This window comes from Halorubrum sp. C191 (genome assembly GCF_002727095.1).
GTDB classification, from domain to species: Archaea; Halobacteriota; Halobacteria; order Halobacteriales; family Haloferacaceae; genus Halorubrum; species Halorubrum ezzemoulense.
Genome location: NZ_NHNZ01000202.1, coordinates 1 through 19282 on the forward strand (window position 1 = coordinate 1; position 19282 = coordinate 19282).

The window sequence follows — 19282 nt, forward strand, 5'->3', positions numbered from 1 at the left end:
GCTCGTTGAGGGTGGGGCTTCGATGTGGTCCTCGCCGTCATGCGACGCGACGGGGCGTTTTATGCGCCCCGCCTACCGAACGCCCTTCGGAGTCGGTGAACCCACCGTTCGGGGCCGGGCTACTGCGACCCGCACGGCGCGGGACTTGTGCCAGCACAGCACCAGTCGCCAATACAGCGGGATGTAGATTAACAGTTGCTCAGTATCATGTTAGTTTCCGCTCCGCCCTACTCGCTCGCTTCGGTCGCTCTCTCCTCACGGGTCGCAGGCCCGGGCGCCCGGTCGAGCGGTCGCCGCGACCACAGCCGCCGGTCGTCGGGGGCCGTCGCGATCAGTTTATACCCGCGAGCGAGTAGATCGCACCGTGGTGGCGATGACGAGTCGGTTACCCCCACTGAGCCCCTTGTGATGACGGGTTTCGACCGAGCCACCGTTTCCACACCCGCCAGCGGCGCGGCCGAGCCGCCCCGGAGTGAAAGTGGTCCTGAGCGACGGTTTCAAGGCGCTGTCTGGCGGTTTCGAGGCGAAGAGGCCGGGTCGATCGGCGTCGATCGAACGCGGGGTCGCCGCTCAGTACGACGCGGCGCGCTTGTCGAGGCCGGCGGCCTCGATGTCTTCGCCGTCGACGGAGGTGCGGAGGACGTCCATCCCGTCGTCGCGGTCGATGTCGAAGTTGCGGGCGTACAGATCGTCGAGCCGCTCGTACTCGGCGTCGGAGATCGGCGGCACGTCGGCGGCGGCGCTCCACTCGGCGATGTCGGCGCCGTCGCGGAACGTCGGGGTGACGGAGGCGACCTCGTCGTGCGCGAGCAGCCAGCGGATCGCGGCCTGCGCCATCGTGCGCGTCCCCTCAACGCCGTCGGGGTCTTCGAGGAAGCGGATCGCGTCGACCTTCTCCCAGCCGGTCTCGTACCACTCCTTCGGGCGGTGCGAGCGGTGGTCGCCGTCCTCGAGGACGGTGTCGGGCGTCACCTGTTCGTTCAGCAGGCCGGAGGAGTGCGGGACGCGAGCGATGACGGAGGTGTCCGAACCGCTCTCGCGGATCGTGTCCACGAAGTGGCGACCGGGCTCCTGCTCGAACAGGTTGAAGACGGTCTGAACCGCGTCGAACTCCTCGTACTCGACGGCGGCGTCGCCCTCGGCGAGCCAGCCGATCGAGGGGCCGAGCGCCCAGCCGAGCGCGCGGACGCGCCCGTCGGCCTTCCACTCGCGGAGGAGGTCGCGCACCTCGGGGGTCACCTCGTCGACGTTCGCGTTGTGGAGCTGGAGCACGTCGACGTAGTCCGTGTCGAGGCGGTCCAGCGAGGCCTCGAACGCCTCGGTGAGGTACTCACGGTTCAGCTCCTTCGGGAGCTCGCCGTGACCGGCCTGCGGGTTGTCGTAGAAGTCGTAGCCGATCTTCGTCGACAGCGTCACCTCGTCGCGGCGGCCGGCGATCGCCGTCCCGATTATCTCCTCGCTGTCGCCGTGGCCGTACACGTCGCCGGTGTCGACGTAGGTGACGCCCGCGTCGAGCGCCTCCTCGACCATCCCGACCGCCTGTTCGTCCGAGCGGTCGCCCCACCAGTCGGTGCCGACGACCCACGCGCCGAAGCCGACCTCCGAGACCTCGACGCCCGAGTTACCGAGTTCGCGGTGTTGCATGCCAACCGGTTGGTGGTCGGGACACTTATCGGGCGCGGTCGGTCTCGGGGCGGTGGAACGGCCGGCGATCGCTGTCGGTCTCGGGGCGGTGGAGCGGGCGGCGATCACGCTCGCTCGTCTCGGCTCGTCCCGCCGCCTATTACTTGATCCCGGCTCGTCGACCGCCCATGGACGACTCCCTCCGTCGGCGGCTCGACGCCGTGATCGCCCTGCTCGGGATCATCGCCGTCGTCGCGGTCACCGCGCTGTTGCTCTCGTTCGGCAGGGCCGCGATCGCCCCGGCGTTCGTGATCGCCTTCACGGGCGTTCTCGTCGGCATATTTGCCGCCGAGGAACTGTACTGATCGGCTGAGGCGCCGTGGTCGCACAACCGAATCCATTTGAGTGATGGCGACGAAGGAGGGCCGATGACAAAGCGACACGTGTCCCTGCCCGACGGCGCCGAGGCCGGGGTCCGAGGGTTCATCGACGAGGTGGACGAGCGGCTCTCCTCGGACGAGGACACCTGCGAGGTCGTCCGTGACGTGCTGATCGACCTCCACGGCGACCGGGAGGCGTGGGAGGCGTGGCAGAGCGGCGAATCGGTGTCGCGCGCCGAGCGCGTGCGCCTCCAGGGGTACGACCCGTGTAACGCGACGCTGGAGTCGGAGTACTACGCCGAGAAGGACGAGGAGCGCTTCCAGCGCTCGAAGCACCTCCAGTGGCTCTGGCGCCAGTTCGACGCCACACCGATGGCCGACAACGTCGAGTTCGCGCTCCGGTTCCGGCAGATGCTCGGCAACCACCTCTTCGCCGAGTGCGGCGACGACTGTCGCTTCTTCAAGGGGATCTCCGTCACCTACGGCCACAACATCGAGGTGGGCGACAACGTCGTGATCCACGACGACGTCCACCTCGACGACCGCGGGAAGCTGACGATCGGCGACCGCGCCTCCATCTCCGACGGCGTCCACCTCTACAGCCACGACCACGACATCGTCGACCAGACCGAGGTCCGGAACTTCCACACGATCGTCGAGGATGACGCCCGCGTCACCTACGACGCGATGGTCCGGGCCGGCTGCCGCGTCGGCGAGAACAGCGTCGTGGGCGCGCGATCCGTGGTCCAAGGCGACGTGCCCGCCCATCACGTGGTCGTCGGATCGCCCGCCCGCAGTGTCCGCGTGAAGCCGGGGTGGGAGGAGGCCGCCGAGGAGATCGAGGACGGCCGGCTCCCCGACAACCAGGACGACCGCGAGATCGAGTACGACCTCCCGGACGACCTCGAGCAGTTCGACGAGTTTCAGCGGGACCTCCAGCCGCCGAGCCCGCCGCGCTGAGGGCGCCGTGCGGCCGACGCGTCGGTGATCGAAAGCGGCTTGTTCGTGGTATGATATCTCACGCCAGTATCGTTATTGGCCAGCAGCGCGTACGCAGAGGTGGTGTCGCACACATGACAGGACAACGGATACTGATGATCGTCGGCGACTTCGGGGAGGACTACGAGATAATGGTGCCGTACCAGGCGCTCCAGGCGGTCGGCCACGAGGTCCACGCCGTCTGTCCGGACAGGGAGGGCGGCGAGACGGTCAAGACCGCGATCCACGACTTCCGCGGCGACCAGACGTACCTGGAGGAGCGCGGGCACAACTTCGAGCTCACGCACGGCTTCGACGAGGTCGACCCGGCCGACTACGACGCCTTAGTCGTTCCCGGCGGGCGCGCCCCCGAGTACCTCCGCGGCTACGACAAGGTGCTCGACGCGGTGCGGCACTTCTTCGAGGCGGACAAGCCCGTCGCGTCGATCTGTCACGGCCCGCAGATCCTCGCTGCGGCGGGCGTCCTCGACGGCTACGAGATCACGGCGTACCCCGCCGTCAGGCCGGAGGTCGAGGCCGCCGGCTGCTCGTGGGTCGACGGCGTGACGACCGACGGGAACCTCGTCACCGGCCAAGCGTGGCCCGATCACCCCGAGTGGATCGCACAGTTCCTCGACCTGCTCGGGACCGAGATCGACCACGAGCCGACCGCGGCGACGGCGGACTGAGCCCGCGCTTTTTCGATGCCGGGCCCTCGCGCCCTCGCGGTCAACGTCGCCGCCAACACGAACGAACCCGGGTTCCGGGGGCGCGTCTACCCCGACGGCTCCTTCGCGTACGTCCCGATCCCCGAGTCGGCGGCGACGCTGCCGCGCGGGCGCGCCCCGGTCGACGAGCCGGTCCCGACCTACGGCGACCTCGACCTCCCGTTCGCCGTCCCGGAGGCCCTGCGCGAGGTGCCCGTCCACGCCGACCCCGAGTTCCCGGGCGTCCACGGCCGCGAGCGCGCGACGTACGGCGACCCGCACGGGGTGAAGGCCGGGCGGATCGCGACCCTCGAACCCGGCGACCGGCTCCTGTTCTACGCGACGCTGTCGCTGCGGCCGCGCGACTGGGCCGGACCGGGCGACGAGCGCCCCGGCGACGCGGGCGCGGACGACCGCGGCGGCGCGTGGCTCCGAGAGCACGGCGTCGCCGTCGACGACGACCTCGCCCCCGACTGGGGCGCGTACCTCTTCGCGGGGATCCGGATCGAGCGCGTACTCTCGCCGGCCGAGGGCGACGGCGTCGTCGACCGCGCGGCCGCCGCCGCGGCGGCGCCGACCAACGCGCACCTGAAGCGGGACCCGTTCGACGCCCGCGTCGTCGCGGTCGGCGACCCGGACGCGTCCGGCCGCTTCGACCGGGTCGTTCCGCTGAGTGCGCCCGACGCAGGGGTGGAGGCGAACCCGATCGTCACCGACCTGTCGAGCGACTCCGGGAAGGGGCCCTGGTGGCGCCGCCCGATGGGCTTCGACGAGGCGGCGACCGCGGAGCTGCTGGCGCAGATCGACCGGGCGTGAGGGGCGACCGACGCGGCGCGAGGGGGCGGCGCGACGGGACGCCGCGTCCGCCGCCACCGCGATTTATGAGGCGCGGCCGCGTTGTGTGCGGTATGAGCGACGACGAAACACCAGACGCGAGCGACGAGGCGACCGGCCGCGGCGCGCCGTCGCGGCTCGGGCGCGTCCTCCTAGGCGCCGGCCTCGCCGCGCAGGCCTCGGAGGACTTCCGCGACATGGACGACACGATCGAGTACGCCGAGTCGGCGGGCGTTCCGATGCCGGACGTGGCCGCGCCGTTCGCCTCCGGCATGATGATCGTCGCCGGCGTCGGCATCGCGCTCTGGCGGCTCCCGCGGGTCGCGACCGGCGCGGCGGTCGCGTTCCTGACCGTCGTCACCGCGACGATGCACGACTTCTGGAACGCCGACGAGGACGACAAGGGCGGCGAGCGGCTCGCCTTCTTCGGCAACCTCGCGATGCTCGGCGGGGCGCTGGTGTTCCTGCGCGAGGCGTACAAGGACTGACCGGAGTCGTGTCGCGCGCTACAGTTCGCCGGCGTCCAGCGGGTCCTCCAGCTGGCCCATCACCGCCTCCATGGCGTCGGTCGCGGTGAGCAGGCCGACGACCTCGCCGTCAGCGACGACCAGAGCGAGCTCCTGCGACTCCGCCTGGAACCGGTCGTAGGCGTCGCTGACGCTCGCGTCAGGGGAGACCGTCAGCGGGGGGGCCGCGACGTCCGCGAACGTCAGGTCGCCGTCGCGGAGCGCGTCGAAGCGGCTCACGATCGAGGGGGCGTACACGATCCCCTCGAAGTCGCCCCGGTCCTCGCCCACGAGCGGGAAGCGCGTGTGCGGGGTGTCCCGGATCCGGTCGAGGTTCTCGTCGACCGACGCCGTCGTGGTCAGCGAGACGATCTCGTCGGGCCGCGTCATCACGTCCGCGACGGTGACCCGATCCACGTCGAGCGCGTTGAGAATCTCCTCGCGCCGTTCCTTCGGTAGCTCGATGTCTTCCATCATCGAGCCGAGGCGGGTGCGGAGCTGCGCGCGCGTCTCCAGCACCTCCCCTTCGGCCTCGGTCCACGACCCGGTCATCTCGACGCCGAAGAGCCCCAGCGTCGCCTTCGCGACCCAGTCGCCGAACTTGATCAGCGGCGAGATGCTCCAGGCGAACCAGTACAGCGGCCGAGCGCCGTAGTTCGCGACCTGCTTCGAGCGCTCGACGCCGAGATACGTCGGCGTCTGCTCGCCGTGAGTCAGGTGGACCATGTTGATGAGGAAAAAACCCAACAGCGAGCCCGCGCCGTCCGACGCGAGCGCGGTGTTCTCGAATATCGGCGCGAAGATCGCCGCAAGCCCCGGCTCGGCGACAATACCGAGCGCGATGCTCGTGCCGGAGATCCACACCTGACAGGTGGTGAGGTAGAACTCCAGGTCGTCCGTCATCTCCCAGGCGCGCCGCAGTCCGGGGGTGTCCATCTCCGACTCCGGGTACTGCCGGAGGCGCGTCAGGCCGAACTCGACCGCCACGAAGTACGCGTTGATCAGGATGAGGAGGACGCCCGCGGCCACGCGGAGTGCGACCTCGGTCGGGGGCATCGTCGTCGCGAGCGGGATCATCGTCTCCCGTTCCCCGTGCGACCCTGAAAAGGGTTCAGGCCGCGACCGACGCGCCTACTCGTAGTCCTCGTACGTCGGGAGCCCCTCCTCGGGCGGGAACTCCTCGACAGGCACCGTCGTCTCGTCGCCGCTTTCCATGTCCTTCACCGTGTACTCGCCGTTCTCGAGGTCGCGCTCACCGACGACCACGACCGTCTCGGCGTTGATCGAGTCGGCGTAGCCCAACTGCGCGCCGAACGAGCGGTCGGAGACGTCCTGTTCGACCACCACGTCGTCGCCGAGCGCGCGGAGGTCGCTCGCGAGCGCGGCCGCCTCGCCCCGCGTGTCGCCCACGCCGAGCACGTAGTAGTCGGTCGAGAGCTCCTCGTCCGGCCAGACCCCGGCGCGCTGGCAGAGCAGCTTGAGAGTGGCGTGGCCGGGGGCGACCCCGACCGCGGGGGTGGGCTGGCCGCCGAAGCTCTCGATGAGGTCGTCGTAGCGCCCGCCGCCGAAGACGGAGCGGGACACCTCGCCGGTGGAGTCGAAGCACTCGAAGACGACCCCGGTGTAGTAGTCGAGCCCGCGGGCGGTCGTCAGGGACACGTCGCAGAACTCGCCCGCACCGAAGTCGGCGGCGGCGGCGAGGACGTTCCGGAGGTTCTCGACCGCGGCCTCGACCGACTCGTCGCCCGCCTCGGCGACCGCGTCGAGGTCGTCGACGGTCTCCACCCCCGCGATGAGGTCGTCGAAGTCGCGCGCGGTGTCGCGGGCGAGGCCCGCGTCGGAGAGCAGTCCGACGTACTCGGCGTCGTCGACCTTCGCGCGCTTGTCGACCGCGCGGATCGCGGCAGCGGTGTCGACCGCGTCGGGGTCGGCGGCGAGCGACCGGACGAGACCGCCGAGGATGTCGCGGTGCGAGACGCGGAACTCGAAGTCGTCGCCGGTGAGTCCGAGGTCGGTCAGGGCGTCGGCGGCGGTCGCGAGCACCTCGGCGTCGGCCTCGGGCGCCGACGAGCCGAACACGTCGATGTTCGTCTGGTAGAACTCGCGGAACCGGCCCTGCTGGACCTGCTCGTAGCGCCAGAACGGGCGGGTGGAGACCCACTTGATCGGCTTCGACAGCTCCTGGCCCTTCTCGACGACCATCCGCGCGACCGTCGGCGTGAGCTCCGGCGTCATCGAGACGCCGCGGCCGCCCTTGTCGTCGAAGGCGTACAGCTCCTCGACGATCTCCTCGCCGGATTTGTCCACGTACATCTCCGTCCGCTCTAGCGCGGGCGTCGCGATCTCGCGGAAGCCGTGGCGGGCCGCCGCGTCCTCGATCGCGTCGGTCACCTCGCGGCGGGCGGACTGCTCGCCGGGGTAGAAGTCGCGGAAGCCTTTGAGGCCGTCGTACATGGACGCCGGTTCGGCGAGCGCCCGCTTGAAAGCATCCCTTCGGGGCGGGACAGCCGGGATCGGCGCGCGGTTGCGGCCGAGAGGCGGCGGCTCCGCGGGCCGTCTACCCGCGCTGGTACTCCTTCTGGAATCCGCGGAACTCGGTCCGGTGGGCCTCCTCGTCCGAGAGCAGCGTCACGGCGAGGTCCTCGGTCACCGGGTCGTCCGCCGCCTCCGCGGCGTCGATCAGGTCGCGGTACGTCGCGATCGCGTCCTCCTCGGCGTCGAGCACGCCGTTGATGACGGCCAACACGTCCGTCGAGTCCTCGGGCGGCTGGAGCGACTCCTGCCCGGCGGTGAACTCGGCGGAGCCGGGCGGCCGCGCGTCGAGCTGTTTGAGCCGCTGCCCGAGCTGTTCGGCGTGGCCGAGCTCCTCTTGGACGTCCTGTTTGAGGCTCTCTTTGATCTCCTCGGCCCGGACGCCGTCAAGGACGATCGCGTTCGTCTGGTAGTTCATCACGGTCTCGATCTCGTCGGCGTACGCCGTCTTGAGCAGGTCGACGACTCGGTCGGATGACATGCCCGACGCTACGACCGCGGGGTCGAAAGGAGTTCCGGCGCTTCCGGGTCTGCGGGAGTCAGTCGGTCCGGCCGTGGACGTACGTCTGGTCGTGGTCCGGGAACACCTCTCCCACCGTGCCCTCGCCGTACTCGTCGGCGATGAGCGTCCGGAGCTCGTCCTCGTAGTCGGCCTTGGGGACCTCCTCGCTGGGTCCCTGCTGGACATCGAAGGTCGCCTCGACGAGCTGGTCAACGGCGTGGCGGCCGAACCCGGAGAGCGGGGAGATGTAGTCGATCCCGTTTCGGTCCTCGAGGCTCTGCGCCTGCGCCCGCGACACCGTGGGGACGCGGTCGTCGCGGCGGGTGCCGTCCGCGATGGCGTCGACGTCGAGCGCGGCGATGGTCTCGAGGGCGTGCTCGTGGACGCGCTGGATCCCGTTCCGGGGGTAGCCGTCCGCGACCATCGTCTCGGCGGCGCGCTCGGCCACTTCGCGGTCGAGGTCGGCCCGCTCGAACGGGAACCCGAGTTCGCCGGCCGCCCGCTCGGCGTGCTCCCAGTCGTCCGTGAGCCCGAAGCTCCCGGTGACACAGCGGACGTCGTAGAACCGGTCGAGCAGGTGGGCGGCCAGCGAGGAGTCTTTCCCCCCGCTGTACAGCAGCGCGAGCTCCATCTACCGGCGGCGGATGTCGAAGCTCTTCTGTTCGGGCTGGAGCTCTTTGAGCAGGTCGCGCATCTGGTCCTCGTCGATCTGTCCCTGAATGCGTCCGCTCTGCGCCAGCGCGGCGACCTGTTTCTTCACCTTCTCGCCGAACTGCGGCTTCGACATCTCGACCGCGTTGAGGCGCTGGCGGGCTCCGTCGGTGAGGTACTGTTTCAGCACCGCCTCCTGCTGGGCCTCGGCGCGCTCTTGGGCCTGCTGTTGGGCCTCCGCGGCGTCGCCCTCGCCGCCCTGTCGCTCGCGAAGCTCCTCCATCTTCTGTTCGCGCAGTTCTTCGAGCCGCTCGTCGTCGGGGTTACCGCTCATACGCACCCGTTCTCGGTCCGTGCGAAAAACCATTTCGGAGGTCGCGACCCGCGCGGAACGGCCGGAGCCGCCCGCAGAACCGTCGACGCCGACGGGGGCGGTCCGCGTCGTTTAAACGGGCCCTCGGCGTAGCTGCGGGTAATGAGCGAGTCGCGGGAGTTCTGTCCGCGCTGCGGCGACCCGGTCCCCGAGCGGCGCGACCCCCTTCCGGGCGAGCCGCGCGGGCGAGACGCGCTGCTCTGCGACGACTGCTACTTCGAGGACTTCGACCTGGTCGACGCCCCCGACCGGATCGAGGTGTTGGTGTGTTCCGGCTGCGGCGCCGTCAGGCGCGGCGAGTCGTGGCGCGACGTCGGCGCGCGCGACTACACCGACGTCGCCGTCGACGAGGTCGCGGAGGCGCTCGGCGTCCACGTCGACGCCGAGGAGGTCGAGTGGGGCGTCGAGCCCGAGCAGGTCGACGAGAACACGGTCCGGATGCACTGCCGCTTCTCGGGCGTCGTCCGCGGGACCCTCCGCTCCGCGGAGGTGATGGTCCCCGTGAAGATATCACGGGGGACCTGCGACCGCTGCGGGCGCATCGCCGGCGGCTACTACGCCGGGATCGTTCAGGTCCGCGCGGACGAGCGCGACCTCACCCCGGCGGAGCGCGCCGAGGCGCTCGACATCGCGGAGTCGTACGTCGCCGACCAGGAGGCCGACGGCGACCGCGAGGCGTTCATCACCGAGGTGAACGAGACCGACGACGGGCCGGACATCAAGCTCTCCTCGAACCGGCTCGCGCAGAACGTGGCGACGCGGATCACCGAGTCGCTCGGCGGGAGCTTCGAGTCGTATCCGACGCTCGTCACCGAGGACGGCGACGGCAACGAGGTGTACCGCGTCACGTTCGCGGTGCGGCTCCCGAAGTACGCGGAGGGCGAGATCGTCGACCCCGAGGACGGCGACGGGCCGGTCCTCGTCACGGGCGTCTCGGGCCGTCTCCAGGGGATCCGGCTCGCGAGCGGCGCGGAGTACACGTCCGCGTTCGCGGACGCGGAGGCCCCCGACGCGACCCGGCTCGGGACCCGCGCGGACGCGACGGAGACCACCGTGGTGACCGTCGAAGACGAGAACGCGATCCAGGTGCTCGACCCCGTCACCTACGAGGCGAAGACCGTCCCGAACCCGGCGTTCGTCGACGGCGACGCCGACGTGGTCCTCGCGTTCGAACACGGCGGTGAGGTCCACCTCGTGCCCGACGACGAGGCGGAACGGACCGCGGAGTCGGCTCGGAGCGGCAACTGAGGGATCGCTGCGAGCCGGACCGAACGCGCTACGAGGACGGCTGGAGGGCCGTAGAACTGATCGTTCGTGAGACGGCGTCGCGAAAACCGTCGACGCGTCGGCATCCCCGACCGCGGGGGACACCGCTCAGTCGGCGCGGGCGGGCTGCTCGCGGCCGAGCGCGGCGGCGCGCTCGGACTCCGTTACCTCGATGCCGCGGCGTTCGAGTTGCTCGATGAATTCGGCCTCGCTGAGCCCTGCCTGTGCGGCCGCCTGCGACAGCGTCAGGGTTCGCGCACCGTACAGCGTCAGCGCACTCGACAGCCCGTTCGTGGCCATACATCCAGTAGTCGCGTGAGGGATTATGAAGGTTACTACTTCATTCAGGCCCCTGATACACCTTATACGATATATATTGGCGAACGATCGGCTCGGAGGTGGTAATATGACGCACGCGCCGTCGTCGCTCGCCCGCAGGAGTTATACGCCTCTGCGGTCGAACGCCGATATGGACAGACAACAGCTCATGGCGTTGTTCTTCGCGTTTCTCATGGTGAGCTCCATGGTCGCGTACGGCGTCTCGCTGCTGTGACGGCCGCGTCTGGATAGCGCCTCGTCAGCCGTCGCCCCACACGTCCGACAGCGGGTGGTTCTGCCGTCGCTCCGCGTCCCGCTCGGAGCGGGTCCGGACCGACTCATCGTCGGTCGTTCCGCTGTCGGCGGTCGCGTCCCCGTCGCCGACCGAGGAATCGCCGTCGGCAGGCGACGAGCGATCCGAACCCCTCGACCCACCCGAGCGGCGGCGCCGCCGCCGTCCGCTCCGCGCACCGTTCGCTGCCGACGCGTCGATACCCGCCAGCGCCGCGTCGGGGTCGAACGCCGGGAGCGACGGGGTCGTCATCGCGTCGACCTGATCGCGGAACCACGAGGGCGTGTCGGCCGCGGCGCGGTCGAAGAGGTCGAGCAGCGAGTCGTCGGCGAGGTACGTCGCGCCGTAGTCGTCCGGGGCGCGGACGACTCGCCCGCACGCTTGGATGACCGTGCGCAGCGCCGTCCGGTGGTACCACGCCCACTGCCCGTCCGCCAGCCGGCGGGCGACCCGCGAGTCGTTCGTGTTCCGGTACGGCGCCTTACACACCACCTGCCAGCGACAGAGGTCGCCCTTCAGGTCCAGCGCCTCCTCCATCTTCACCGAGACGAACACCTCCGGGTCCGCGCTCGCCTTCCACGCCTCCAGTTCGGCGTCGCGGTTCTGCCTGTCGTGCCGCCTGACCCGCGCGGCGACGCCGAACTCGCCGAGCCGCTCGGTGATCCGCTCGGCGATGTCGTACGAGTGCGCGTGGATCAGCCCCTTCTCGTCGGGGTGTTCCGCCATCAGCCGGACGATGAGCCGGGCGATCTTCGGCACCGTCTCGTCGCGGTTCTCGTACGTCATCGACCCCTGCGTCACGTCGTACAGCGGGCGGTTCGCGAGCGGGAACGTGTGCTCGACGTCAACGAGGGCGACGTCGGCGGGGTCGAGCCCGACGCCGCGGCAGAACGCCTCCTTCGAGAGGATGGTCGCCGACAGCAGCGCGAACCGGTTCCCCCGGTCCCAGACGGTGTGCCGGAGGTACCGGGCGGGGTCGAGCGGTTTGATATCGAGGGCCGACCCCTCGCCGCCCGGCTGGTCGACGACCCACGAGGTCGGGGACTCGATGTCGCGATAGTCCTCGAGGAACCAGCCCAGTTCGCTTATGAGCTCCTGGAGCCGGTCGCGCCGGGCGACCTCCTCGCGGTCGAGCTCGGGGCGGCCGACCAGCTCGTCTTTCGCCCGGATCGCCACGTCGCGGAGCGTCTCGACGAACCGCGCGGTCCGGTCGACCGCGTCCTCCTCGGGGCCGGCGTCGGCCGCGACGTCCGGGACGCCGACGTCGTCCCACACCGGGACGCGGTCGGGCGATATCTCGATCGTCGCGTACATCTCGGCCCACTCGGCGAGCCCGTGCGCCTCGTCTATCACGACGGCGTCGCGCTTCCGGAACACCTCGGAGCCGGCGGTGCGCATAAAGTACGCTAACGTCTGTGCCGCGAAGCGGTTGCCGGACGCGATGGCCCGGTCAGAGAAGTACGGGCAGCGGTGCCGGATCGAGCAGTCGAACCCCTGCTGGCGCGCGCAGGGCGCGCGGTTCACGGGCGTGTCGTGCTCGCCGGGGAGCACGCAGTCGTAGTTCGACTTCCCGCGTATCACCGCGAGGTCGTCGAGGAGGTCGTCGGCCTCCACGTCGTCGATCTGCGACACCTGCGGGGTGGTGTAGTACGCGCCGGTCGCCTCGCTGGGGGCCGCCTCGCCCGCGGTCTCGGCCGCGCCCATGATCGCCCGGGCGAGCAGCGACTTGCCGCTGCCCGTCGGCGCGCGCACCAGCACGACGCGGTTACCGGCGGCGAACGCGTCGCGGATGTCGGCGAGGGCCTGCTCCTGCGCGCCGCGGAAGCTCGGGGCGGGGAACTCGGCGGGGATCCGGCTCGGGTCCACACGACGCCCTCGCGCGCTGTCGGAATTAAACCCTCGCTTGGGCGGCGACCACGGCCGCGGGACGCCGACGAGCGACGCCGGCCGCCCCCCCGACGACGGGGCGCCAGTCGCGCCCGACCACACCACCTATTTCCCCGTCGCCCGCGGTGAGGGAAGCGATGAGCGACGACGGGATCCTCGGGTCGCTGTCCGCAGTCGGCCTGTTGAGCCTCTGTTGTATCGGGTTCGGCGGGGTGGCCGGCGGGGCGGCGCTGGTCGGCGGCTCCGCGTCGGTGAGCGCGTTCGCGACGGGCGCGAACAGCGCCCGCGGCGCGCTGATCTCCGGGGTCGTCACGTTCGGGACGGTCCTCGTCGCCGCCGCGGTGATCCGGTGGCGGCTGAACCGGTGAGCGCGGCCGAGCCGTCCGAGGCTACTCCCGGCCGTGCCGCTCGATGTTCTCCCAGACGACGGCCATCAGCTCGCCGGTCTTCGCCACGAGGTCCTCGACCGCGCCCTCGTCGGCCCCGACCGCCGACGCGCAGCCGAGGTCGCGGATCGCCTTGGTGGCGGACACGTGGTGGACGTGGACGCGGTCGTCGCCGGCGCGTTCGTACACGACCGTGGTACAGGGGAGCATACCGGCGAGCGTCGGGTCGATCCGCAGCGCGTCGGACGCGATCTCGGGGTGACAGACGACGATCAGCGCGGTCCGCTCGGCGTCGTCGTGGCCGAGCATCCCCTCGATCATCTCGTCGAGCCGCGTGACGCGCACGGTCTCGAAGTCGGCGAGTTCGTGTTCGAGCTGGACGAACGGCACCGCGTCCTCGAAGGGGAGGTCGACGGTCGTGTGGAGCGCCTCGTCGGCGGTGGGGGCGGGGCGTGCGGCGTCGCTCATACGCCGTGGCTCGCGCGCCGCCAGCTAAAACCCGGACGCCGTCTCAACACCTGCCGCTACCTCGAACGGTGGCCGATCGGTCCGGCGGAGGCGGAGCGATGCGTCGACCGACGGAGGCGGAGCGATGCGTCGACCGACGGAGGCGGAGCGATGCGTCGACCGACGGAGGCGGAGCGATGCGTCGACCGACGGAGGCGGAGCGATGCGTCGACCGACGGCGGGCGGTCGAGTACGGCCGGTACTGATCGGGTTCGGTCGCATCGAGAGAGAAATGCTCCGGCTGGGATTTGAACCCAGGTCATCACCGTGAGAGGGTGATATGATTGGCCGGACTACACCACCAGAGCACGTCCTTCGTCGCAATTGACGGTAGGAAAGACGATTGTAAAACAGTTCCGTTTCGACGCCGCCGTGCCCCGGTTTGTCGTGCCGAGCGGACCGACGGCGGCCGGTTCAGACGTCGACGGCGAACGGATTCGTCGCCCCCTCGCGGTCGCCCGCGGCCGCGGCGAGCGCCGCGAGGAGGTCGGCGACGCCGTCGAGGTCGGCGGTGTCGATCACCTCTACCGGCGTGTGTATGTAGCGGTTCGGGATCGAGACGTTGAGCGCGGGGGTCCCGCCGCGCACCGTGTAGAACGCGTCAGCGTCGGTCCCGGTCCGGGTGCCGGCCGCCTGGATCTGGACGTCGACGCCGGCGTCGGCGGCCGCGTCGCGCGCGAGGTCGACGAGGACCGGGTGGTTCGCGCTCCCGCGGCCGATCACCGGGCCGGCGCCGAGTTCGACCGGCCCGCGTCGCTCGCGGTCGACGTCCGGGTTGTCGGTCGCGTGGGTGACGTCGACCGCGACGAACGCGTCGACGTCGTCGAGGTCAACGCCGACCATTCGCGCACCTTGGAGCCCGACCTCCTCCTGAACGGTGGAGACCGCGTACACCGTCGCGTCGACGTCCGCCTCGGCGGCGCGCCGGAGCCCCTCCGCGGCCGCCCACGCGCCGGCCCGGTTGTCGACCCCCCGGGCGGCGATCCGGTCGCCGACGAGGTCGCGGAGCCCGGTCGAGAACGTGACCGGGTCGCCCACCTCGACGTGGTCGCGTGCCGCGTCGGCGTCGGCGGCGCCGATGTCGACGAACTGCCCAGCGATATCCTCGTACTCCTCGTCGCCGTCACGGAGGTGGATCGCGGTCTGGCCGATCACGCCCTGAACGGGTTCGTCGGCGTGGACCGTGACGTGCTGGCCCTTCGAGACCGTGCGGTCGGCGCCGCCGATCCGCCCGATCCGGAGGAAGCCGTCGTCGAGCACGTCCCGGACGATGAACCCGATCTCGTCGGCGTGGCCGGTGACGGCGACCGTCGGCGCGTCCGGGTCGCCCTCGTGGACCGCGACGGCGTTGCCGTACGAGTCGGTGTCGACCCGGTCCGCAAACGCGCGGACGTAGTCGGTCCAGACGCGCTGGGCGGCCGTCTCGAAGCCCGAGGGGCTCGGCGTCGCGAGGAGGTCGTCGAGGAACGCGCGGCGCGTGTCGTCCATGCTCGGTGGCTGTGGGGCGGCCGGGAAGAAAACGTCGGTGTCGGCGTTCGGCGCCGGGACCGCCGGCGAGTCCGCCGGGGCGCGGATCGGTCGACACAAGCGCTTTGAGTCGCCCGCACGTCCGGTCCGTATGGACATCCTCCGAAGCGTCCGGGCCGTCGCCGAGGCCGAGGGACCGGGCGTCGTCGACTGGGATCGGGCCGCGTCGGCCGCGAAGGAGGCCACGGACCCCGGATCGATCGCGATCTCCGACGCGGAGCGCGCGGGGTACGCCGCCGACGTTCGCGACGCCCGCTCGCGGCTCACCGAGGTCGCCGGGATCGAGTTCGACGTGCCCGACACCGTCGAGGTACAGAACCGCCACCACTGGATCGACGCGAGCGTCGGCACGTTCCGGCGCGTGATGGACCCGATCGAGGCGGCCGCGGCGGACCCCGGCGGACCCGACGGGACGTTCGACGCGACACCCGCGAAGCGCGGCCCCGCGTTCGCGCAGGACGTCAGCCGAGTCGCCAACACGGGGTCGATGGCGTTCGCCTTGGGCTTCCTCTCGCGGAACGTCCTCGGCCAGTACGACCCCCTCCTCCTCGCCGACGAGCCGGACGCCGACCACGGCCTCTACTTCGTTCACCCGAACATCGTCGCGGTCGCGAGCGCGCTCGACGTGGACTACCCCCGCTTCCGGCGGTGGATCGCGTTCCACGAGGTGACCCACGCCGCCGAGTTCGGCGCGGCCCCGTGGCTCCCGGAGTACCTCGAGTCGCGCGTCGAGCGCGGCGTCGAGGGGATGGTCGGCGGCGAAGGGGGCGTGAGTCGCGGGCTCGACCCCGACGCGTTCGCGGAGCTCCAGGCCGCGATGACGGCGGTCGAGGGGTACGCCGAGGTCCTGATGGACCGCGCGTTCGACGGCGAGTACGCGGACCTCCGGGCGAAGCTGGACGAGCGTCGAGGCGGGGGCGGCCCGGTGCGGCGGCTCGCCCAGCGCCTGCTGGGACTGGGCCTCAAGCGGCGGCAGTACGAGCGCGGGGCCGCGTTCTTCCGGCACGTCGCCGACGAGCGCGGCATCGAGGCCGCGGGCGCGGTGTGGGAGCGCGCCGAGAACCTCCCGACCGGTGACGAGCTGGACGACCCGGACGCGTGGATCGTCCGCGTCGACCCCTGAGCGGGAGTTGCCGCGTCGGGCCGGCCGGCGTCACTCCAGTTCGTACTCGCGTGCTCTGTTCTCGCCGGACCGGTCGGATAACCCGGCGGACGTTCGCTCGAACCGCTCGTCGAGGTCTTCGGTCGCGAGCAGCCGGTCGAGCCGCCGCTCGAACTCCGCCTCGTCGATCTCGCCGTTCGCGTAGCGTTCCCGCAGCGCCGCCACCGGTCGTTCGGCGGAAGGAGACGCCGATCCTGCGTCGGCATCGTCCGCGGCGACGAGCGGGAAGTCCTCACCGAGCACCACCACCAGCGGGATCAGGATGAAGAAGCCGGTGATGAAAATCGCCGGTCCGAGCGGCGCCACCGGGCTCGGGAGGAGGACGGCGGACAGCGACGTGAGCCCGAACGAGAGGATCGCGATGAGACCGATCAGCCGCTTCTTCTCGAACGTGGGGAGGGCCATGCGCGACTGCTGTCGCCGAGGCGACAAAAACGTACTGCCGGAGTCGGTCGATTCCCTGCGGGCGACCGACGGCTATTCCTCGCGGGCGCACCCACGTGGATCCGTGCTCAGGTACGTGACGACGAACCCGGGGAAGGTCCGCGAGGCGGAGCGGTACCTCCCGGACGGCTCGGTGGAGCGACTCGACTTCGACTACACGGAGGTCCAGGCCGACGACCTCGGCCCGATCGCGGCCCAGGGGGCCCGGGAGGCGTACCGCCACGCCGACGCCCCGGTCCTCGTCGACGACGCGGGGCTGTTCGTCGAGGGGCTCGACGGGTTCCCGGGCCCGTACTCCTCGTACGTTGAGGAGACGCTCGGGATCGAGCGCGTCCACGAGGTCGCGAGCGAACTCGACGACCGCCGCGCCGCCTTCCGGTGTACGCTCGGCTACTGCGACGGCGAGGGGTTCGCCGCGAGCCCCGACCCCGTCGACCAAGGCGACCGCGACGCGGCCGCGGCGGCGGGACCGGACGCGGCGGGCGAGGGCGGGAGCGACGGCGAGGGCGGCGCGGCCGGAGCCGGCGCGGAGCCGCTCCCGGTCAAGCTGTTCGAGGGGTACGTCCCGGGCCGGATCGTCGCGCCGCGGGGCGACGGCGGCTTCGGCTACGACCCGATCTTCGAACACGACGGCGAGACGTTCGCGGAGATGGACACCGACCGGAAGAACGCGGTGTCGCACCGCGGGCGAGCCTTAGAGAAGTTCGCGGAGTGGTACGCGGACCGCTGAGGCTCGGTTTCTCTCCCCGGCGGCTCAGGCCGTGTCCGCGATCGCGTCGGTGAGGAGGTCGCAGCCGAGGTCGATCTCGCGTTCGGTGACGTCGAGCGGCGGGAGGATCCGGAGGACCTTGTGGCCGCACGCGAGCGTGAGGAGCCCGCGCTCGAACGCGTTCTCCACGACCGCGTCCCGGCGCTCCTTCGTGTCGAACTCGACAGCGAGCAGCAGTCCCTTCCCGCGGACGTCCGCGACGGGGTCGAGGTCGGCGTCGCGCAGCGTCTCCTTGAACTGCCGACCGCGGACGACGGCGTTGTCCATGAGGTCCGCCTCCTCGATGGCGTCGAGCGTGAGCGCGCCCTGCGCGGAGGCGATCAGGTCGCCGGCGCCCCACGTCGAGGAGAGGCGGCCGCTCTCCTCGGGGAACACGTCGCTCCGGGAGACGGTCGCGCCCACGCGGAGCCCCTTGGCGCTCGTGATCACGTCGGGGTCGTACGCGTAATGGTCCGAGCCCCACATCTCGCCGGTGCGGCCGACCCCGGACTGGATCTCGTCGGCGATGACCGTGATGTCGTGCTCGTCGGCGAGCGCCGCGATCTCGTCGGTGAACGCGTCCGAGGGGAAGCGGTAGCCGCCCTCGCCCTGGATCGGTTCGAGGATGAGGTAGGCCACGTCGTCCGGGTGGACGTTCCCGCGCTCCGGGTCGAGCTTCCGGCGGAGCCGGGAGACGCCGTCGGCGAAGAAGCCGCACGAGCAGGTCTCTGGCGAGCAGGTCCGGTCGTCGCAGTACGGCACGTCCATCACGCCGCTGACCTCGGGGAAGTCGCGGCGGTACACGGACTTCGAGCGGTTGAGCGAGAGCGCGCCGAGCGTCCGCCCGTGGAACGCCCCGTCGAAGGTGATGGCGTACTTCGCGCCGTCCGAGGCGTCGTACGCGATCTTGATGGCGTTCTCGACCGCCTCGGCGCCGGAGTTCGAGAGGAAGACGGTGTCCATGTCGTAGTGGCTCGTCAGGTCCGTCAGGCGGTCCATGAGCCCGGAAGCCCCGGGGATCCCGTCGCCGGGTGAGGGGCCGCCCGCCGCGTAGAAGTCCTGCCCGGCGATCTTCAGCGGGTCGACAAGGTCGAACTCCGCGAGCCGGTCCATGATCAGCGGGTTGTTGTACCCGAGCGGCGCGGCGGCGACGTGGCTGGTGAAGTCCATGAGGACGTTGCCGTCGACGTCGGTACAGAACGGGCCCTCGGCGGGGGCGGTGCGGTCCCAGACGAACTCGTAGACGTAGGTGCTCGGCGCGGCCGACTCGTGGTGGTAATCGACCCACTCGCGAGCGCGCTCGCCCGGCAGGTCGGCGACGGCAGGCGTGGCGGTGTCGCGATCCATGCCTCCCGGTGGCACGCGGACGGAATAAATTCGTGGCGAACGCGCGAACGTTGGAGAAATCTCTAACTCTTGTTCGCCAGACGGCGCCTGAGACGGCGACCGGATCCGTCGGCGCAGTTGTACGGAGCGCCGCTCGGTGGGACGGGCCGTCGACCGTTGTGTGAGACTCAACACCAAGATGCGTTAGATTTTTATAGAATCGCAACCCTATAATTGGATGAGTTCGAGGTGGTCAGCGATGCCCATGCTCGAGCCAGCAAACACGTGGACACAGGGACTCGACTTCCCGAGCCGCTCTTCGGTAGACTGGCG

General features: G+C 70.7%; 23 protein-coding genes and 1 tRNA gene. 11 read left to right on the forward strand and 13 right to left on the reverse strand.

All coding sequences use genetic code 11. The features are described from left to right. Window positions 1-570 precede the first annotated feature (570 nt). Window positions 571-1644: an aldo/keto reductase gene (locus Z052_RS17775; protein WP_089308276.1), complete on the reverse strand. Its 1074-nt coding sequence runs from the start codon at window positions 1642-1644 to the stop codon at window positions 571-573. 167 nt (window positions 1645-1811) lie between these two features. Between Z052_RS17775 and Z052_RS20320 the strand changes: the two genes are divergently transcribed. The 5 genes from Z052_RS20320 to Z052_RS17795 all read left to right on the forward strand — a co-directional run bounded on the left by Z052_RS20320 (window position 1812) and on the right by Z052_RS17795 (window position 5010). Continuing rightward, window positions 1812-1988, forward strand: coding sequence for a hypothetical protein (locus Z052_RS20320; RefSeq protein ID WP_155120031.1), 177 nt, complete (start codon window positions 1812-1814; stop codon window positions 1986-1988). Between the two features lie 63 nt (window positions 1989-2051). Next, complete coding sequence (locus tag Z052_RS17780; protein ID WP_049930517.1) at window positions 2052-2963, forward strand: acyltransferase; 912 nt, start codon at window positions 2052-2054, stop codon at window positions 2961-2963. A 113-nt stretch (window positions 2964-3076) separates the two neighbouring features. After that, window positions 3077-3670: a DJ-1/PfpI family protein gene (locus Z052_RS17785; protein ID WP_094520997.1), complete on the forward strand. Its 594-nt coding sequence runs from the start codon at window positions 3077-3079 to the stop codon at window positions 3668-3670. A 15-nt stretch (window positions 3671-3685) separates the two neighbouring features. Next, window positions 3686-4504, forward strand: a complete 819-nt coding sequence (locus Z052_RS17790) for a hypothetical protein (RefSeq protein ID WP_094520998.1) — start codon at window positions 3686-3688, stop codon at window positions 4502-4504. A 92-nt stretch (window positions 4505-4596) separates the two neighbouring features. Beyond that, on the forward strand, window positions 4597-5010 hold the full coding sequence (locus Z052_RS17795; RefSeq protein WP_049930511.1) for a DoxX family protein: 414 nt from the start codon (window positions 4597-4599) through the stop codon (window positions 5008-5010). Window positions 5011-5028: 18 nt separating this feature from the next. On the opposite strand, the gene Z052_RS17800 is transcribed toward Z052_RS17795, so the two are convergent. The 5 genes from Z052_RS17800 to Z052_RS17820 all read right to left on the reverse strand — a co-directional run bounded on the left by Z052_RS17800 (window position 5029) and on the right by Z052_RS17820 (window position 9047). Further along, entirely contained in the window at window positions 5029-6105 is a 1077-nt protein-coding gene (locus tag Z052_RS17800) for a CNNM domain-containing protein (RefSeq protein ID WP_094520999.1), read from the reverse strand. Window positions 6106-6159: 54 nt separating this feature from the next. Continuing rightward, entirely contained in the window at window positions 6160-7482 is a 1323-nt protein-coding gene (hisS, locus tag Z052_RS17805) for a histidine--tRNA ligase (RefSeq protein ID WP_049930508.1), read from the reverse strand. Window positions 7483-7585: 103 nt separating this feature from the next. Next, window positions 7586-8041 (reverse strand): DUF892 family protein, encoded by a 456-nt coding sequence (locus Z052_RS17810; RefSeq protein WP_094521000.1) that lies wholly within the window; start codon window positions 8039-8041, stop codon window positions 7586-7588. Between the two features lie 58 nt (window positions 8042-8099). Further along, window positions 8100-8693, reverse strand: a complete 594-nt coding sequence (locus tag Z052_RS17815) for an alpha hydrolase (RefSeq protein ID WP_089308278.1) — start codon at window positions 8691-8693, stop codon at window positions 8100-8102. Next, a complete protein-coding gene (locus tag Z052_RS17820) occupies window positions 8694-9047 on the reverse strand; it encodes a DNA-binding protein (protein ID WP_049930504.1) in 354 nt (117 codons plus the stop codon). A gap of 141 nt (window positions 9048-9188) precedes the next feature. Here Z052_RS17820 and Z052_RS17825 point away from each other — a divergent pair, with 141 nt between their 5' ends. Then, window positions 9189-10334 (forward strand): 60S ribosomal export protein NMD3, encoded by a 1146-nt coding sequence (locus tag Z052_RS17825; protein WP_094521001.1) that lies wholly within the window; start codon window positions 9189-9191, stop codon window positions 10332-10334. 126 nt (window positions 10335-10460) lie between these two features. Here Z052_RS17825 and Z052_RS17830 read toward each other — a convergent pair whose 3' ends face one another. Continuing rightward, entirely contained in the window at window positions 10461-10652 is a 192-nt protein-coding gene (locus Z052_RS17830) for a UPF0175 family protein (RefSeq protein ID WP_017344020.1), read from the reverse strand. A 106-nt stretch (window positions 10653-10758) separates the two neighbouring features. Here Z052_RS17830 and Z052_RS20325 point away from each other — a divergent pair, with 106 nt between their 5' ends. After that, entirely contained in the window at window positions 10759-10905 is a 147-nt protein-coding gene (locus Z052_RS20325; protein WP_158093826.1) for a hypothetical protein, read from the forward strand. A gap of 24 nt (window positions 10906-10929) precedes the next feature. On the opposite strand, the gene Z052_RS17835 is transcribed toward Z052_RS20325, so the two are convergent. Further along, complete coding sequence (locus Z052_RS17835; RefSeq protein WP_094579956.1) at window positions 10930-12828, reverse strand: helicase C-terminal domain-containing protein; 1899 nt, start codon at window positions 12826-12828, stop codon at window positions 10930-10932. 158 nt (window positions 12829-12986) lie between these two features. Between Z052_RS17835 and Z052_RS17840 the strand changes: the two genes are divergently transcribed. Then, the gene (locus Z052_RS17840) at window positions 12987-13217 is read left to right on the forward strand and encodes a hypothetical protein (protein WP_049930499.1); all 231 of its coding nucleotides are present in this window, start codon (window positions 12987-12989) and stop codon (window positions 13215-13217) included. A gap of 21 nt (window positions 13218-13238) precedes the next feature. On the opposite strand, the gene Z052_RS17845 is transcribed toward Z052_RS17840, so the two are convergent. Beyond that, a complete protein-coding gene (locus Z052_RS17845; RefSeq protein ID WP_094521002.1) occupies window positions 13239-13703 on the reverse strand; it encodes a DUF302 domain-containing protein in 465 nt (154 codons plus the stop codon). 98 nt (window positions 13704-13801) lie between these two features. On the opposite strand from Z052_RS17845, the gene Z052_RS20330 reads away from it, so the two are divergent. After that, entirely contained in the window at window positions 13802-13948 is a 147-nt protein-coding gene (locus Z052_RS20330) for a hypothetical protein (RefSeq protein WP_158228721.1), read from the forward strand. A 27-nt stretch (window positions 13949-13975) separates the two neighbouring features. Here the strand turns inward: Z052_RS20330 and Z052_RS17850 are convergent. Next, window positions 13976-14050 (reverse strand) — tRNA-Glu (locus Z052_RS17850). 106 nt (window positions 14051-14156) lie between these two features. Beyond that, window positions 14157-15230: a M28 family peptidase gene (locus tag Z052_RS17855; RefSeq protein WP_094521003.1), complete on the reverse strand. Its 1074-nt coding sequence runs from the start codon at window positions 15228-15230 to the stop codon at window positions 14157-14159. A gap of 130 nt (window positions 15231-15360) precedes the next feature. Between Z052_RS17855 and Z052_RS17860 the strand changes: the two genes are divergently transcribed. Beyond that, entirely contained in the window at window positions 15361-16392 is a 1032-nt protein-coding gene (locus Z052_RS17860) for a zinc-dependent metalloprotease (protein WP_049930687.1), read from the forward strand. 30 nt (window positions 16393-16422) lie between these two features. Here Z052_RS17860 and Z052_RS17865 read toward each other — a convergent pair whose 3' ends face one another. Further along, window positions 16423-16836, reverse strand: a complete 414-nt coding sequence (locus Z052_RS17865) for an SHOCT domain-containing protein (RefSeq protein WP_049930493.1) — start codon at window positions 16834-16836, stop codon at window positions 16423-16425. 103 nt (window positions 16837-16939) lie between these two features. Between Z052_RS17865 and Z052_RS17870 the strand changes: the two genes are divergently transcribed. Next, window positions 16940-17605, forward strand: a complete 666-nt coding sequence (locus Z052_RS17870; RefSeq protein ID WP_049930492.1) for a non-canonical purine NTP pyrophosphatase — start codon at window positions 16940-16942, stop codon at window positions 17603-17605. Between the two features lie 24 nt (window positions 17606-17629). On the opposite strand, the gene Z052_RS17875 is transcribed toward Z052_RS17870, so the two are convergent. Further along, on the reverse strand, window positions 17630-18970 hold the full coding sequence (locus Z052_RS17875) for an aminotransferase class III-fold pyridoxal phosphate-dependent enzyme (protein ID WP_086220137.1): 1341 nt from the start codon (window positions 18968-18970) through the stop codon (window positions 17630-17632). Window positions 18971-19282 lie beyond the last annotated feature (312 nt).